Annotated in this window: 13 protein-coding genes; 11 read left to right on the plus strand and 2 right to left on the minus strand. The window is 70.9% G+C overall.

The genetic code is table 11. The features are described from left to right. The first annotated feature begins 13 nt into the window (after nucleotides 1–13). The 4 genes from thrS (at nucleotide 14) to B073_RS0121975 (ending at nucleotide 4718) form a co-directional block, all read left to right on the plus strand. Nucleotides 14–1996 (plus strand): threonine--tRNA ligase, encoded by a 1983-nt coding sequence (thrS, locus tag B073_RS0121960; RefSeq protein WP_026247600.1) that lies wholly within the window; start codon nucleotides 14–16, stop codon nucleotides 1994–1996. A 72-nt stretch (nucleotides 1997–2068) separates the two neighbouring features. Beyond that, nucleotides 2069–2626, plus strand: coding sequence for an HIT family protein (locus tag B073_RS0121965; RefSeq protein WP_026247601.1), 558 nt, complete (start codon nucleotides 2069–2071; stop codon nucleotides 2624–2626). Nucleotides 2627–2718: 92 nt separating this feature from the next. Then, a complete protein-coding gene (locus B073_RS0121970; protein WP_037812323.1) occupies nucleotides 2719–3522 on the plus strand; it encodes a polysaccharide deacetylase family protein in 804 nt (267 codons plus the stop codon). Next, on the plus strand, nucleotides 3522–4718 hold the full coding sequence (locus B073_RS0121975; RefSeq protein ID WP_018540234.1) for a YncE family protein: 1197 nt from the start codon (nucleotides 3522–3524) through the stop codon (nucleotides 4716–4718). Before B073_RS0121970 ends, B073_RS0121975 begins: the two co-directional genes overlap by 1 nt. 110 nt (nucleotides 4719–4828) lie before the next feature. On the opposite strand, the gene B073_RS0121980 is transcribed toward B073_RS0121975, so the two are convergent. Together B073_RS0121980 and B073_RS0121985 are read right to left on the minus strand one after the other, a co-directional pair. Further along, on the minus strand, nucleotides 4829–6487 hold the full coding sequence (locus B073_RS0121980; RefSeq protein ID WP_018540235.1) for a hypothetical protein: 1659 nt from the start codon (nucleotides 6485–6487) through the stop codon (nucleotides 4829–4831). 184 nt (nucleotides 6488–6671) lie between these two features. Beyond that, a complete protein-coding gene (locus B073_RS0121985) occupies nucleotides 6672–8888 on the minus strand; it encodes an elongation factor G-like protein EF-G2 (protein ID WP_026247602.1) in 2217 nt (738 codons plus the stop codon). Between the two features lie 280 nt (nucleotides 8889–9168). On the opposite strand from B073_RS0121985, the gene pgsA reads away from it, so the two are divergent. The 7 genes from pgsA to B073_RS0122025 all read left to right on the plus strand — a co-directional run bounded on the left by pgsA (nucleotide 9169) and on the right by B073_RS0122025 (nucleotide 15348). Beyond that, the gene (gene pgsA / locus B073_RS0121990) at nucleotides 9169–9822 is read left to right on the plus strand and encodes a phosphatidylinositol phosphate synthase (protein WP_018540237.1); all 654 of its coding nucleotides are present in this window, start codon (nucleotides 9169–9171) and stop codon (nucleotides 9820–9822) included. Beyond that, on the plus strand, nucleotides 9822–10760 hold the full coding sequence (locus tag B073_RS0121995; RefSeq protein ID WP_018540238.1) for a phosphatidylinositol mannoside acyltransferase: 939 nt from the start codon (nucleotides 9822–9824) through the stop codon (nucleotides 10758–10760). The genes pgsA and B073_RS0121995 overlap by 1 nt, the downstream gene beginning before the upstream one ends. Further along, a complete protein-coding gene (locus B073_RS0122000) occupies nucleotides 10757–11908 on the plus strand; it encodes a glycosyltransferase family 4 protein (protein ID WP_018540239.1) in 1152 nt (383 codons plus the stop codon). The genes B073_RS0121995 and B073_RS0122000 overlap by 4 nt, the downstream gene beginning before the upstream one ends. Nucleotides 11909–12593: 685 nt before the next feature. Continuing rightward, on the plus strand, nucleotides 12594–12797 hold the full coding sequence (locus B073_RS0122010) for a cold-shock protein (RefSeq protein WP_018540241.1): 204 nt from the start codon (nucleotides 12594–12596) through the stop codon (nucleotides 12795–12797). A gap of 338 nt (nucleotides 12798–13135) precedes the next feature. Next, nucleotides 13136–14623 (plus strand): DEAD/DEAH box helicase, encoded by a 1488-nt coding sequence (locus tag B073_RS0122015; RefSeq protein ID WP_026247604.1) that lies wholly within the window; start codon nucleotides 13136–13138, stop codon nucleotides 14621–14623. Nucleotides 14624–14686: 63 nt separating this feature from the next. Continuing rightward, nucleotides 14687–14974 carry a CBS domain-containing protein gene (locus B073_RS0122020; protein WP_086023821.1) on the plus strand — a complete coding sequence of 96 codons (288 nt, stop codon included), beginning with the start codon at nucleotides 14687–14689 and terminating at the stop codon, nucleotides 14972–14974. A 50-nt stretch (nucleotides 14975–15024) separates the two neighbouring features. Then, a complete protein-coding gene (locus B073_RS0122025; RefSeq protein ID WP_018540244.1) occupies nucleotides 15025–15348 on the plus strand; it encodes an SCO5918 family protein in 324 nt (107 codons plus the stop codon). Nucleotides 15349–15409 lie beyond the last annotated feature (61 nt).

The raw sequence follows: 15409 nt of genomic DNA on the forward strand, positions 1-15409 counted from the left end.
TCAGGAGAGACCGGTGTCAGACGTCCGTGTGACCGTCCAACGCGATTCCGAGCGGGAAGAACGCGTGGTGACCACGGGCACTACGGCCGCCGACCTCTTCCAGGGCGAGCGCAGCGTGGTGGCCGCACGGGTGGCCGGCGAACTGAAGGACCTCACCCACGAGCTGGCCGACGGCGACGAGGTCGAGCCCGTCGAGATCACCTCCGAGGACGGCCTGAACATCCTGCGACACTCCACCGCGCACGTCATGGCCCAGGCCGTGCAGGAGCTCTTCCCCGAGGCCAAGCTCGGCATCGGCCCGCCGATCAAGGACGGCTTCTACTACGACTTCGACGTCGAGAAGCCCTTCCACCCCGACGATCTCAAGCGCATCGAGAAGAAGATGCAGGAGATCCAGAAGCGCGGCCAGAAGTTCGCCCGCCGCGTGGTGACCGACGAGGACGCCCGCGCCGAGCTGGCCGACGAGCCCTACAAGCTGGAGCTGATCGGCCTCAAGGGCTCCGCCGCGGACGCCGCCGAGGGCGCCTCCGCCGAGGTCGGCGCCGGCGAGCTGAGCATCTACGACAACCTCGACGCCAAGACCGGCGAGCTGTGCTGGAAGGACCTGTGCCGCGGGCCGCACCTGCCCAGCACCCGGAACATCCCGGTCTTCAAGCTGATGCGGTCGGCCGCCGCCTACTGGCGCGGCAGCGAGAAGAACCCGCAGCTGCAGCGCATCTACGGCACCGCCTGGCCCACCAAGGACGAGCTCAAGGCGTACCTGGACTTCCTCGCCGAGGCCGAGAAGCGCGACCACCGCAAGCTCGGTGCCGAGCTTGACCTCTTCTCCATCCCGGAGGAGCTGGGCTCCGGCCTCGCGGTCTTCCACCCCAAGGGCGGCGTCGTCCGCCGGGTGATGGAGGACTACTCCCGCAAGCGGCACGAGCTGTCGGACTACGAGTTCGTGAACACCCCGCACATCACCAAGGAAGCGCTCTTCGAGACGTCGGGGCACCTGCCGAACTACGGCGACGCGATGTTCCCGCCGCTGGAGTTCGACGGGCAGAACTACCGCCTCAAGGCGATGAACTGCCCCATGCACAACCTGATCTTCAAGGCCCGCGGCCGCTCGTACCGCGAACTCCCGCTGCGGCTCTTCGAGTTCGGCACGGTGTACCGCTACGAGAAGTCGGGCGTGGTGCACGGCCTGACCCGGGCCCGCGGCTTCACCCAGGACGACTCGCACATCTACTGCACCAAGGAGCAGATGGCGGACGAGCTGGACAGCCTGCTCACCTTCGTCCTCGACCTGCTGCGCGACTACGGCCTGAACGACTTCGAGCTGGAACTGTCCACCCGCGACCCGGAGTCCGACAAGTTCATCGGCGAGGACGCGGAGTGGGAGGAAGCCACCGAGGCGCTGCGCCAGGCGGCCGAGAAGCAGGGGCTGCCGCTGGTGCCCGACCCGGGCGGCGCCGCGTTCTACGGCCCGAAGATCTCGGTGCAGGCGAAGGACGCCATCGGCCGGTCCTGGCAGATGTCGACGATCCAGGTCGACTTCCAGCAGCCCGCCCGCTTCGGCCTGGAGTACACCGCGGCGGACGGCTCCAAGCAGCAGCCCGTCATGATCCACCGGGCGCTGTTCGGCTCCATCGAGCGGTTCTTCGCGGTGCTGCTGGAGCACTACGCGGGCGCCTTCCCGGCGTGGCTGGCCCCGGTGCAGGCCACCTGCATCCCGATCGGCGACGCCCACGTCCCGTACCTGGCGGAGTTCGCCGCGGAGGCGAAGGCCAAGGGGCTGCGGGTCGAGGTGGACTCCTCCTCGGACCGGATGCAGAAGAAGATCCGGAACGCGCAGAAGTCCAAGGTGCCGTTCATGATCCTCGCCGGTGACGAGGACATGGCCGCCGGCGCGGTGTCCTTCCGCTACCGCGACGGGTCGCAGGAGAACGGCATCCCGCGTGACCAGGCCATCGCCAAGCTGCTGGACGTGGTGGAGCGTCGCGTCCAGGTCTGACGCAGACGATTGCACGAGGGGCGGTCCCATCGGGACCGCCCCTCGCCGCTTCCCCGTCCGGCCCGGGAGAATATGCTTCGCAACATGACGAGTGAGCCGGAACAGCAGATCGGAGTCGGGACGCAGGACGCCTTCCAGCGCCTGTGGACGCCCCACCGGATGGCCTACATCCAGGGGGAGAACAAGCCGAGCGGCCCGGGCGCCGAGGACGGCTGTCCGTTCTGCACCATTCCCTCGAAGTCGGACGAGGACGGCCTCGTCGTCGCCCGCGGCAAGCGGGTGTACGCGGTGCTCAACCTCTACCCGTACAACGGCGGGCACCTCATGGTCGTCCCGTTCCGCCACGTCGCCGACTACACCGAGCTCGACGAGCGGGAGACCGCGGAGCTGGCGGACTTCACCAAGCGGGCGATGGTCGCGCTGCGCACCGCCTCCGGGGCGCACGGCTTCAACATCGGGATGAACCAGGGCGGCGTGGCCGGCGCCGGCATCGCCGCCCACCTTCACCAGCACGTCGTCCCCCGCTGGGGCGGCGACACCAACTTCATGCCGGTGGTCGGGCACACCAAGGTGCTGCCCCAACTCCTCGCCGACACCCGGTCGATGCTGGCCGCGGCCTGGCCGGCGTAGGCGCCGTGCACGCCGGGTGAACGGGGCGACACGCACCCGGATGAATCCTATAAATCGCCCCGATTGGGAAATCTTGCCCCTCTAATGGGGTGGTGACCTCCCTGGATCGTCGCTCCGTGCTGCGCGCGGCCGCCTCGGCCGCGGCAGCCGGTGCGCTTGCGTCGGGCTGCGACCCGAAGCGGTCGGCGGACTCCGCCGCCACCGCCGCCTCCGCACGAGCCACCGACGGACCGAGCCCCCAAGGGACGGACCGGGCCCGGCACCCCGCCGCCCGGCCGCCGACCCGTGCGCCCGGCCTGCCCCCCGAGATCGACCACGGCCCGCGGAACGGGCACGCCGTCGCCCTCACCTTCCACGGCCGGGGCGATCCCGAGCTGGCGAAGGCGCTGCTGGGCGAGGCCGAGCGGGCCGGTGCCCGGGTCACCGTGCTCGCCGTCGGCGACTGGCTCGACGAGCAGCCCGCGATGGCCCGCCGCGTCCTGGACGGCGGTCACGAGCTGGGCAACCACACCATGCACCACCGCAACATCTGCGCGCTGCCCGCCGACGCCGCCTACGCCGAGATCCGCCAGTGCGCCGACCGGCTGCGCAAGCTCACCGGCAGCATCGGCAGCTGGTTCCGCCCGTCGCAGACCCGGCGGGCCACCGGGCAGGTGATCCGGCTGGCCCGCCAAGCGGGCTACCCGCACGTCCTGTCGTACGACGTGGACTCCCTCGACGCGAACGACCCCGGCGCCCCGGCCGTCCAGCGCACGGTCCTGGACGGCATCCGCCCGGGCTCGGTCGTCAGTCTCCACCTCGGGCACGCCGGCACGGTGGCGGCGTTGCCCCCGATCCTCGACGGCCTCCGCCGGCGCGGTCTGCGCGCGGTGACGACAACGGAGCTAGTGACCTGATGGCTGACCGGAACCGTACCCACCCCCGCCCGACCGGCTCCCGCCCCACCCGCCGGGCGGCGCTGCTCGTCGCGGCCTGCGCCCTGGTGGCGACGGGCTGCGCCGGTGGCGGGGAGCAGTCCGCCCCGCGGCCCGCCGGACCCTCGCCCCACCAGGCCGTCGCCCAGGGCCTGCCCGGGATGCCGCCGCTGCTGGACCCGCACGACCTGTACGCCGCGGACCGGCCCAACCGGCTGGCGCCGCAGGTCAGGAACTACCCGTCGCGGATCTACGTGCCCAACACCGGCTCCGACACGGTCAGCGTCATCGACCCCCGGACGTACAAGGTGACCGAGACGATCCCGGTGGGCGTGCAGCCGCAGCACGTGGTGCCGTCCTGGGACATGAAGACGCTGTGGGTCAACAACAACCGGGGGCACGACCTCACCCCGATCGACCCGTCCACCGGCAAGGCCGGCAAGCCGGTCAAGGTCCACGACCCGTACAACCTCTACTTCACGCCGGACGGGAAGTACGCCGTGGTGATGGCGTCGATGGACCGGCAGCTGGTGTTCCGGGACCCGCACACCATGGAGATCCGCAAGACCCTGCCGGTCGACTGCGCGGGCGTCAACCACGCCGACTTCTCGCCGGACGGGAAGTACTTCATCGTCTCCTGCGAGTTCTCCGGCGAACTGCTCAAGGTCGACACCGCGAAGATGAAGGTGGTCGCCCAGGAGAAGCTGCCGTTCGAGGGCGCGATGCCGCAGGACGTGAAGATCTCGCCGGACGGCCGGACCTGGTACATCGCCGACATGATGGCCGACGGCGTGTGGATCCTGGACGGCGACGCCTTCGGCCGGCCGAAGCTGCTGCCCACCGGCAAGGGCACGCACGGCCTCTACGTCAGCCGCGACTCCCGCACCATGTACATCTCCAACCGGGGCGAGGGCTCCGTCTCGCTGCTGGACTTCCGGACCGGGAAGCTCGTCGACAAGTGGCACATCCGCGGCGGCGGCAGCCCGGACATGGGCGGGGTCTCGGCGGACGGCAAGGTGCTGTGGCTGTCCGGGCGCTACAACTCTGAGGTGTACGCACTCGACACCCGTACGGGCAAGACCCTGTCGAAGATCCGGGTGGGGGAGGGGCCGCACGGACTGGCGGTCTATCCGCAGCCGGGGCGGTACTCGCTGGGGCACACCGGGATCTTCCGTTAGGTCCGCTCGGTCCGGTCGTTCCGGTCGTCGGTCCGGCCGGGGAACGGGAACGGGCGCGCGCCCGGCGGGAAGCCGTGCGCGCGCCCGTCCGTGCGGTGCGCGGGCGGTGCCTACGCGTTGTACTCGTCGGCCTTGTGCGGCTCGGCGCCCTGGACCATGCCGCTGAGCACCAGGGAGCGGTTGTCGAACCGCTCGGTGTTGACGCCGTGCTCCTTGAGGACGTTCATCGCCGCGGCGTGCACCGCCCGCAGCACCGGGGTCGCGGCGCGCAGCGCGTCGTCGGCCATGAAGCGGTGGCGCCAGGGCTTGTCGGCCCAGACATGGCGCAGACCGAACGGCTCGGGGAGGGCGAGCTTGCCGCCGAGGAAGTCCAGCACCGGCGGGAACCACGTCAGCGGGGCGCGGGCGGCCAGCCGCACCACCTCCGACGGCTCGATCAGCGGCAGCGTCAGGGTCTTGGTCTCCCAGAACCGGACGACCTTGGCGACCTCTTTGGTCTTGGGCTCCGGCTTGCTGGTGAAGAGCGAGTGGACCGGGCCGAGGGCGTAGCCGCTGACCTCGATGCGCAGCGTCTCGTGCAGCACGGTGACGGTGATCATGAGCGTGAGCACCAGCTGGCCGTCCCACAGGACGAACTGGACGCCGAGGTAGTGCCGGTCGCCGGCGCCGAACTGCTGCTCGTTGCAGATCCGCTCTATCTCGTGGCCGCGGACCTCGTACCCGTCGACGTGGCTGCCGTCCGGGCGGGCGACGGCCTTGGCCTTCTCGCCCACGGGGGAGACGATCCAGTGGCGGACGGACGGCGGCTGCTGGAAGCCGCCGGTGTGCAGCGGGCTGCGCTCCAGCAGGCGCAGCCGGTCGTGGATCGCGCGGATGACGTCCCAGCTGCGGAACGGGTGGATGTCGGCGCCCTCCTGGGCCGGCCGGAGCTCCTCGGCCAGCTGCCAGCTGCCCCAGCGGGTGCCCATCCCGAGTATGCCCTTGGGGCCGGCGTAGAAGATGACGTTGCTGCGCTGCTCGGCGGAGACCTTGGCGAGGTTGTGCCGGAGGGTCTCGGCGGAGGTGTGGTTGGGGTCCTGCGGCACCGCCTCGGGGATCTTCGCGGCGACGCCGCCGCCCTCCAGCAGCCCCTTCCACGCCTCCCGCAGGGTCACCGCGGTCCGCTCGCAGATCTGCTTGGCCAGCCACCAGCCCACCATCGGCGCGATGACCATGCCGCGGGCGTACAGCGGCCAGAAGCCGGTGAACGGCAGCTTGACCATGAAGAACAGGCCGGCGCCGGCGAGCAGGGTCAGCAGCACGCCGCCCAGCAGGGAGATGCCGTTGCCCTCGCCGTCCTTGGAGAAGATCTTCCGGAGCTGGAAGGCGCCCAGCCAGAGCAGCACACCGGGCAGGAACAGCAGCCCGCACACCACCATCAGGACCGTCAGCCGGCTGTCGCGCTGCTTGCGGATGCGGGTGGCCGACAGGCAGTGCTCGACGACCGTCTGGGGTTCGGTGCCGAAGGACTGGATCAGCGGTTTGCGGCCGCCGCCGAGCATCCGCACCTGCACCGCGCGGGAGAACGCCTCGCCGAGGTTGGGCGCGAACAGCGACAGCTTGGGCTTCTTGACCTCGGAGGTGCCGGAGTCGGAGTCGGCCTTGGAGATGTCGGTCAGCGGGCTGTCGCGGTAGGCGGCCGAGGCCAGGGCCTGGGTCGCCGCCGTCTGCCCGGCGCCGCCCGAGATGGGGACCTGCGCCCCCGGACTGAAGTCAAAGCCGTCTGCCACTACCCGCCCCCATCATGCGCGTATCCGCTGATGCGCTCTACCCGACTGCGCTGACGCGCACACCTGCCGGCCCGGCGTGCTCGCAGGTTGGCCCGGAACGCGCGGCGCGGCGGTGGAACCCCAGCGTACCGCCGCCGCCCCGGCCCAAGTGGGCTGTCCGGGACGGCGGCTGATAGGCCGTTAACTAGGCGACGACCGCCTCCTGTTGGCGCACCTTGGCGGCGAGCTGGGCGGGCATCGGCTCGTGCCGCAGATAGCCGCGGCCGAAGCGGCCGGTGCCGTGCGAGAGCGAGCGCAGATCGACGGCGTAGCGGCTGATCTCGATCTCCGGCACCTCGGCGCGGACCAGGGTGCGGCCGGCGCCGGACTGCTCGGTGCCCACGACCCGGCCGCGGCGGCCGGAGAGGTCGCTGAGCACCGGGCCGACGTACTCGTCGGGCACCAGTACCTGCACGTCGGCGACCGGTTCCAGCAGGTCGACGGTGGTCTGCGCGGCGGCCTCCCGCAGGGCCAGCGCGCCCGCCGTCTGGAACGCGGCGTCCGAGGAGTCGACCGAGTGGGACTTGCCGTCGAGCAGGGTGACCCGGATGTCGACGAGCGGATACCCGGCGGCGATCCCGCGGGCGGCCTGGGCACGGACGCCCTTCTCCACCGAGGGGATGAACTGCCGGGGGACCGCGCCGCCGACGACCTTGTCGACGAACTCGATGCCGGAGCCGCCCGGCAGCGGCTCGACCTGGATCTCGCAGATCGCGAACTGGCCGTGGCCGCCGGACTGTTTGACGTGCCGGCCGCGGCCCGCGGCGGACCCGCCGAAGGTCTCCCGCAGCGCCACCTTGTGGTCGACGGTGTCGACCTGGACGCCGTAGCGGGAGCGCAGCCGCTCCAGCGCCACGTCGGCGTGCGCCTCGCCCATGCACCACAGGACGACCTGGCGGGTGTCCTGGTTGTGCTCCAGGCGCATCGTGGGGTCCTCGGCGACCAGACGGGCCAGGCCCTGGGAGAGCTTGTCCTCGTCGGCCTTGCTGTGCGCCCGGATGGCGACCGGCAGCAGCGGGTCGGGCATCGCCCACGGCTCCATCAGCAGCGGGTCGTCCTTTGCGGAGAGGGTGTCGCCGGTCTCGGCGCGGGTGAGCTTGGCCACGCAGGCCAGGTCGCCGGCGACGGCTCGGGGGAGCGGCCGCTGCTGTTTGCCGAAGGGCGTGGACAGTGCGCCGACCCGCTCGTCGACGTCGTGGTCCTCGTGGCCGCGGTCCTCCAGGCCGTGGCCGGAGACGTGCACCGTCTCGTCGGGGCGCAGGGTGCCGGAGAAGACCCGGACCAGGGAGATCCGGCCGACGTACGGGTCGGAGGAGGTCTTGACCACCTCGGCGGCCAGCGGGCCCTCGGGGTCGCAGCTCAGGCTCTGCCGCGGCGAGCCGTCCGGGCCGGTCACGGCGGGCGCCTCACGCTCCGCGGGCGTCGGGAAGCCGCCGCTGATCAGCTCCAGCAGCTCGACGGTGCCCAGCCCCTGCCGGGCCCCTTCGACGGCCGGGGCGGCGGCCAGGACGGGGTGGAAGGAGCCCCGGGCGACCGCGGTCTCCAGGTCGCCGACGAGCGTCTTGACGTCGATCTCCTCGCCCGCGAGATAGCGGTTCATGAGGGTCTCGTCCTCGCTCTCGGCGATGATCCCCTCGATCAGGCGGTTGCGGGCCGCCTCGATCAGCGGCAGCTCCTCGTCGGTGGGCGCGCGCTCGGTGCGCTCCCCGGAGGAGTAGTCGAAGACCCGCTGGGTGAGCAGGCCGATCAGGCCCTCGACGGGGGCGTGGCCGTCGGCGGGGGCGTGGCCGTCGGCGCCGGGGGTGCCGTACAGGGGGAGGTACAGGGGCAGGACGGCGTCCACGTCGTCGCCGCCGAAGGTCACCGCGCAGCGCCGGGTCATCTCGTCGAAGTCGGCGCGGGCGGCCTCCAGGTGCGTGACCACCAGGGCGCGCGGCATGCCGACGGCCGCGCACTCGTCCCAGACCATGCGGGTCGCGCCGGCCACGCCGTCGGCCGCCGAGACGACGAAGAGGGCCGCGTCCGCCGCGCGCAGACCGGCCCTGAGTTCCCCGACGAAATCCGCGTATCCGGGGGTGTCCAACAGATTGATCTTGATTCCGCCCCAGTCCACCGGGACGAGGGAGAGCTGTACGGAGCGTTGCTGCCGGTGCTCGATCTCGTCGTGGTCGGACAGGCAGCCCCCGTCCTCGACCCGGCCGGCCCGGTTGATCGCGCCGGATGCCAGCGCGAGCGCTTCGACCAGGGTGGTCTTTCCCGCTCCGCTGTGGCCGACCAGCACCACATTGCGCAGATCCGCGGGCCGGTCGGCCGCCGGTGCCCTTCCGGCGGCTCCTGGGTTCGTACTCGACTTCTCGCTCATGTGTCTCGCCTCCAGGTCGACACTTTGCGGTGTTTCGAGCTTTCCACCGGCTTCACGATGCGTCCATACGTGGCGCGCCCGCCCGCCGGCCGACGACGGCGGGCCGGCCGGACGCGCGGCCGGGCCCGCCGGCGCGTCCATGGGCGCCCGAGGGCCGCCCCGAGCCCCGGGATGCACCCCGCGCCGCGATGCGTTCGCGGTGCCCCGTGGCCGCCTGGCTACGATGGGCCAGCCGGTGGCCCCTTGACCGCGCGGCCCGTATCGACCAACCGGGAAGGTCATGCTGAACAAGTACGCGCGTGCTTTCTTCACGCGTGTTCTCACACCGTTCGCCGCCCTGCTCATCCGTCTCGGGGTCAGCCCGGACGCGGTCACCCTCGTCGGGACCGGCGGTGTGGTGGCCGGCGCCCTGGTCTTCTATCCCCAGGGCGAGTTCTTCTGGGGCACGGTCGTCATCACGCTGTTCGTCTTCTCCGATCTGGTCGACGGCAACATGGCGCGGCAGCTGGGGCGCTCCAGCCGGTGGGGCGCGTTCCTGGACTCCACCCTCGACCGGGTCGCGGACTCGGCGATCTTCGGAGGGCTGGCCCTGTGGTACGCCGGGCGCGGCGACAGCCTGGCGCTCTGCGCGGTCGCGATCTTCTGCCTCGCCAGCGGCCAGGTCGTCTCGTACACCAAGGCGCGGGGCGAGGCCATCGGGCTGCCGGTGGCCGTCAACGGCCTGGTGGAGCGGGCCGAGCGGCTGGTCGTCTCGCTGGTCGCCTGCGGGCTCTCCGGACTGCACAAGTTCGGCGTGCCGGGCGTCGAGATCCTGCTGCCGATCGCCCTGTGGGTGGTCGCCGTCGGCAGCGCCGTCACCCTCGGCCAGCGCGTGGTGACGGTACGCCGGGAGTCGGCCGAGGCCGACGCCCTCGCACAAGGGGGGAACGGCTGATGGGCAGCCGCACACCGATCGACACCGACAGGCTCACCGACGGCCTCTACGGCCTGGGCTGGAGCACCGTCAAGCGCCTGCCCGAAGGCGTCGCGGTGCAGCTCGGCCGCCGGCTCGCCGACCTCGCCTGGCGCCGCCGCGGCAAGGGCGTCCAGCGCCTGGAGGCCAACCTCGCCCGGGTCGTCCCGGACGCCTCCCCGCAGCAGCTGGCCGCGCTCTCCCGGGCCGGGATGCGCTCGTACCTGCGGTACTGGATGGAGTCCTTCCGGCTGCCGGTGTGGAGCCCGGAGCGGATAAAGGCCGGTTTCACACCCCAGGACGTGCACCACCTCGAGGACGGCCTCAAGAGCGGTCGCGGGGTGATCCTGGCCCTGCCCCACATGGGCAACTACGACCTGGCCGGCGTCTGGGTCACCACCAAGCTCGGCGTCCCGTTCACCACCGTCGCCGAGCGCCTCAAGCCGGAGTCCCTCTACGACCGGTTCGTCGCCTACCGCCAGGGCCTGGGCATGGAGGTGCTGCCGCACACCGGCGGCGCCGCGTTCGGCACGCTGGCCCGGCGGCTGCGGGCCGGCGGCCTGGTCTGCCTGGTCGCCGACCGCGACCTGTCCAGCTCCGGGCTGCCGGTGAAGTTCTTCGGCGAGGCCGCGAAGATGCCGGCCGGACCCGCGATGCTGGCCCTCCAGACCGGCGCGATGCTGCTGCCGGTCACCCTCTGGTACGACGACACCCCCATCATGCGCGGCCGGGTCCACCCGGAGATCGAGGTACCGCAGAACGGCACCCGTACCGAGAAGGCCGCCCACATGACCCAGGAGCTCGCCGACGCCTTCGCCTCCGGCATCGCCGACCACCCCGCGGACTGGCACATGCTCCAGCGGCTGTGGCTCGCCGACCTGGAGCCCCGCGGCGACACCCCCGGAACGGAGCCCGCGTGAAGATCGGCATCGTCTGCCCGTACGCCTGGGATGTCCCCGGCGGCGTGCAGTTCCACATCCGCGACCTGGCCGAGCACCTGATCCGGACCGGCCACGACGTCTCCGTCCTGGCCCCCGCCGACGACGAGACCCCGCTGCCGCCCTACGTCGTCCCGGCCGGCCGCGCCGTCCCCGTGCCCTACAACGGCTCGGTCGCCCGCCTGAATTTCGGCTTCCTCTCCGCCGCGCGGGTCCGCCGCTGGCTGCAGAACGGCGCCTTCGACGTCATCCACATCCACGAGCCGGCGTCGCCCTCCCTGGGCCTGCTCGCCTGCTGGGCGGCGCAGGGCCCGATCGTGGCCACCTTCCACACCTCCAACCCGCGCTCCCGCGCCATGATCGCCGCGTACCCGATCCTCCAGCCCGCCCTGGAGAAGATCAGGGCCCGGATCGCGGTCAGCGAGTACGCCCGACGCACCCTCGTCGAGCACCTCGGCGGCGACGCGGTGGTCATCCCCAACGGCGTGGACGTCGACTTCTTCGCCCGCGCCGAACCGCGGCCGGAGTGGCAGGGCCGCACCATCGGGTTCATCGGCCGTATCGACGAGCCGCGCAAGGGGCTGCCGGTCCTGATGAAGGCGCTGCCCGCGATCCTCGCCGCGGTCCCCGACGCCCGGCTGCTGGTCGCCGGCCGCGGCGACGAGGACGAGGCGGTCGCCGGCCTGCCCGCCGCGCTGCGCTCCCGGGTCGAGTTCCTCGGCATGGTCTCCGACGAGGACAAGGCGCGGCTGCTGCGCAGCGTGGACGTCTACGTCGCGCCCAACACCGGGGGCGAGTCCTTCGGCATCGTCCTCGTGGAGGCGATGTCCGCCGGCGCGCCCGTACTGGCCAGCGACCTCGACGCGTTCGCCCAGGTCCTGGACCAGGGCGAGGCCGGCGAACTCTTCACCAACGAGGACGCGGAGGCGCTCGCCACCGCGGCGATCGGACTGCTCAACGCCCCCGACCGGCTGGCCGAACTCGGCGAACGCGGCGCCAAGCATGTGCGTCGCTTCGACTGGACGACGGTCGGTGCGGACATTCTCGCCGTCTACGAGACGGTGGCGGCCGGCGCGTCGGCCGTCGCGACGGACGAGCGGGTGGGGCTCCGGGCCCGGCGGTGGCGCTAGGGCGTGTTTTTGAAGTGCTCCCTGTGACGTGCCTTGTGCCGTGATGATTTCGGCCGGCATGCCGCTGGTGCCCGGCGCGACGTGCAACGTCAGAAGCAGCCGCCGGGTGGCAGCCGTACCGAGCGACCGGCTGAAGCGGAACCGGGCGGTGGCCAGCTGGTACGGCAAGCTCGCCGTGCGCTACGAGGCCACCCTCCACATCGCCGCGATCAACGAATGGCTGTGACCCGACAGGGTTGTCACTACGCAACGCCTTTGCGAACTGCCGGAACGGCGTTCCGCCGCGTTGCCTGAAGACTCTGACGCCACCGGTGTTGCCGTTGCTCAGCAGCCTCCGCCGGGTACCAGCGCGACGAGGCTGAGCATGACACCACTCTTCCCGGAATGCTGTGCTCCGGCTGCCTCAAAAACTGTTCCAGCGGATCCAGAATTTCAGCCGGTCCTGCGCACAGATTTATTTTTACGGCGACCGCAATAGCCTTGTTCAGCCTACTCAAGCCGCTTCGGCGTGCTACTGTCGTTCTCGGTTGCAGTTGTGGTTCCCAGTATTTCAGGTGCTTCGGTCGGTGTTCGTGCCGCTGAAATATTCCTGGTAATTCCGGTCTTTTCCGGTCGGGGTAATCATCGCGGCGACATGGCATTCGCGCCGTGCGGATGCCGGTGCACTGCCCCGAAGGAGAATGATATGAGTTCAGGTACCGTGAAGTGGTTCAATGCGGAAAAGGGCTTTGGCTTCATCGAGCAGGACGGTGGCGGCGCTGACGTGTTTGCCCACTACTCGAACATCGCCGCCCAGGGATTCCGTGAACTGCTCGAAGGCCAGAAGGTGAACTTCGACATCGCGCAGGGCCAGAAGGGCCCGACGGCCGAGAACATCGTTCTCGCCTGACGCGACTGACACACTTGCAGATGGGCCCGCATCCTTCGGGGTGCGGGCCCCATCTGCATGCATCGCGCGGCGCCGGTCTCGTCCGGGGCAACTCTGAAGCTGCATTCGCCGCACCCGAAGTGCCCCGAAGGGGCGTAGGAGCGCACCCTGGCTGCCCTGCGGCCGAAGCTCCCGGTGACGCATCACCATCGTGTGACCATCTTTTCCGCAGGCGCCTGCGCAGACTGCACGCGATCAAGTTCTTTTTCGCGTTCCATCCGGCCAATTCATGTGATTCTCCGTGCTGCTCATCGCTGCGGAAAATTCCTTGATGTGTGCCGTATCAAGGAAGGTTCCGTATGAACCGCACAGGCAACCGCTTTTCCCGCACTCGTGACGGCAACGCCGGCTCAGAAAAGAGCAGCCACTTCGGCTCGCCGAGCGCGAGCCGACCTGGCAGGCCGGCCCGTTCCGGTGGCCGCAGCGTGCGTCCCGCCCGGTCGCAGGCCGAGTTCGCTCTCCCCAGGACGATCAGCCCCGCGCTTCCCGCCGTGGAGAGGTTCGAGGATCTCGACATGCCCGGGACGCTCGTGGCCGCGCTCGGCTCGCAAGGCGTGACCGTGCCGTTTCCGATCCAGGCCGCGACGCTTCCGAACTCCCTTGGCGGCCGCGATGTGCTGGGCAGGGGACGCACCGGCTCGGGCAAGACGCTCGCCTTCGGCCTGGCCCTGCTGGCTCGTACAGCCGGGCGGCGCGCCGAGGCCGGGCAACCGCTCGCGCTGGTCCTTGTGCCGACCCGTGAGTTGGCGCAGCAGGTCACCGACGCGCTCACTCCCTATGCCCGCTCCGTGCACCTGCGGCTGGCCACGGTCGTGGGCGGGATGCCGGCCGGCCGGCAGACGGCCGCTCTGCGCAACGGCTCTGAGGTCCTCGTCGCCACACCCGGACGCCTCAAGGACCTGATCGACCGAGGCCACTGCCGGCTGGACCAGGTGGCCGTCACGGTCCTCGACGAAGCCGACCAGATGACCGACATGGGCTTCATGCCGCAGGTCACCGCCCTGCTCGACCAGGTGCGCCCCGGAGGGCAGCGGATGCTGTTCTCCGCCACCTTGGACCGTAATGTCGACCTGCTTGTGCGCCGCTACCTCAACGACCCCGTGGTGCACTCCGTCGACCCCTCGGCCGGCGCGGTCACGACGATGGAGCACCATGTGCTCCACGTCCACGGCGCCGACAAGCACGCGGCCACTACCGAGATCGCCGCACGCGACGGCCGCGTGATCCTCTTCCTCGACACCAAACACGCCGTCGATCGCCTGACCGAGCATCTTCTGAACAGCGGGGTGCGGGCCGCGGCCCTGCATGGCGGGAAGTCGCAGCCGCAGCGCACCCGCACGCTGGCACAGTTCAAGTCGAGCCACGTCAGTGTGCTGGTGGCGACCAACGTCGCCGCACGCGGAATCCACGTCGACAACCTCGACCTCGTCGTCAACGTTGATCCGCCGACCGACCACAAGGACTATCTCCACCGCGGTGGCCGCACGGCCCGTGCCGGCCAGTCCGGCAGCGTCGTCACCCTGGTCACCCCCAGCCAGCGCCGGAGCATGACCCGCTTGATGGCAGCGGCCGGCGTCGTCCCGCAGACCACCCAGGTCCGCGCCGGCGAAGAGGCCCTGCACCGCATCACCGGCGCACAGGCCCCCTCCGGCATCCCCGTCGTCATCGCCGCACCGGCGCCCGAACGCCGCCGCAAGCGCGCAGCGGCCGCAAGCGGCCGACGCCGCCCCGCTTCGATGACCGGGCGGGCGCCCGCAGGGTCGTCCGCATCCGGTGTGGCGGCGTAGCGCCTTCGTGGTCACGAAGTTGACCCAACTCTCTGCAGGAGGCACCTCTTGACACTCGTCCAGATGCACCCCCGTCACACCATCCCCAACGCAGTCCAGGCGCTGGCCGATCCCACGGCCCCGGCCGGACCACAGGTCTGGGACGCCATGACCGTCGAGGTGGCGCTCTCCCTCATGACCGCCGCCCGCGCGCGCCACCTGGTCATCTGTGACGAGGACGGCCGGCGCACCGGACATGTCACCCTGGCGCGCCTCACCGATGTCCGTGACAGCCCCGACTACACGGACCGGATCCGCCTGCGCGATGTCGCCGACGACTCGGCCCCGGGCGCGCTCGCTGTCCCCCACTGAACGCCCCCTCACCCCGCACGGCCCCGTCTGCTCCTTCCCTGTGAGGCATCATGCGCTGTGTCATCGCCCGCTTCCCGTTCGACCTGACCAAGAACGGCGTGCTGGAATCGATGAAGGGCGTCAAGCCCGAGCCGGTCACCGACGACCTCGTCATCATCGGACGACGCCACTATCCCGCCAAACAGGTCGGACAGGTCATCACCCGCCAGGACCGCCGGGACTTCAGCGCCGTCGAGGTCCTGAGAGCCATGACCTGCCTCGGCTTCACCTGCCGTACGCGCCCCACTGCCGGACGCGCTCCCGTGGGCCCCTACCAGAGGGCTTCCGCCATGCTCGGCACGCAACCCGTCCCCCTCAACTACGGCCAGGTGTGAGCCGAAGTCGAACAGAGCCGTGTTACGCGACGGGAAAGGGCCACCTCGTCCCGGTGGGCGG

This window comes from Streptomyces sp. MspMP-M5 (assembly GCF_000373585.1).
GTDB lineage: Bacteria > Actinomycetota > Actinomycetes > Streptomycetales > Streptomycetaceae > Streptomyces.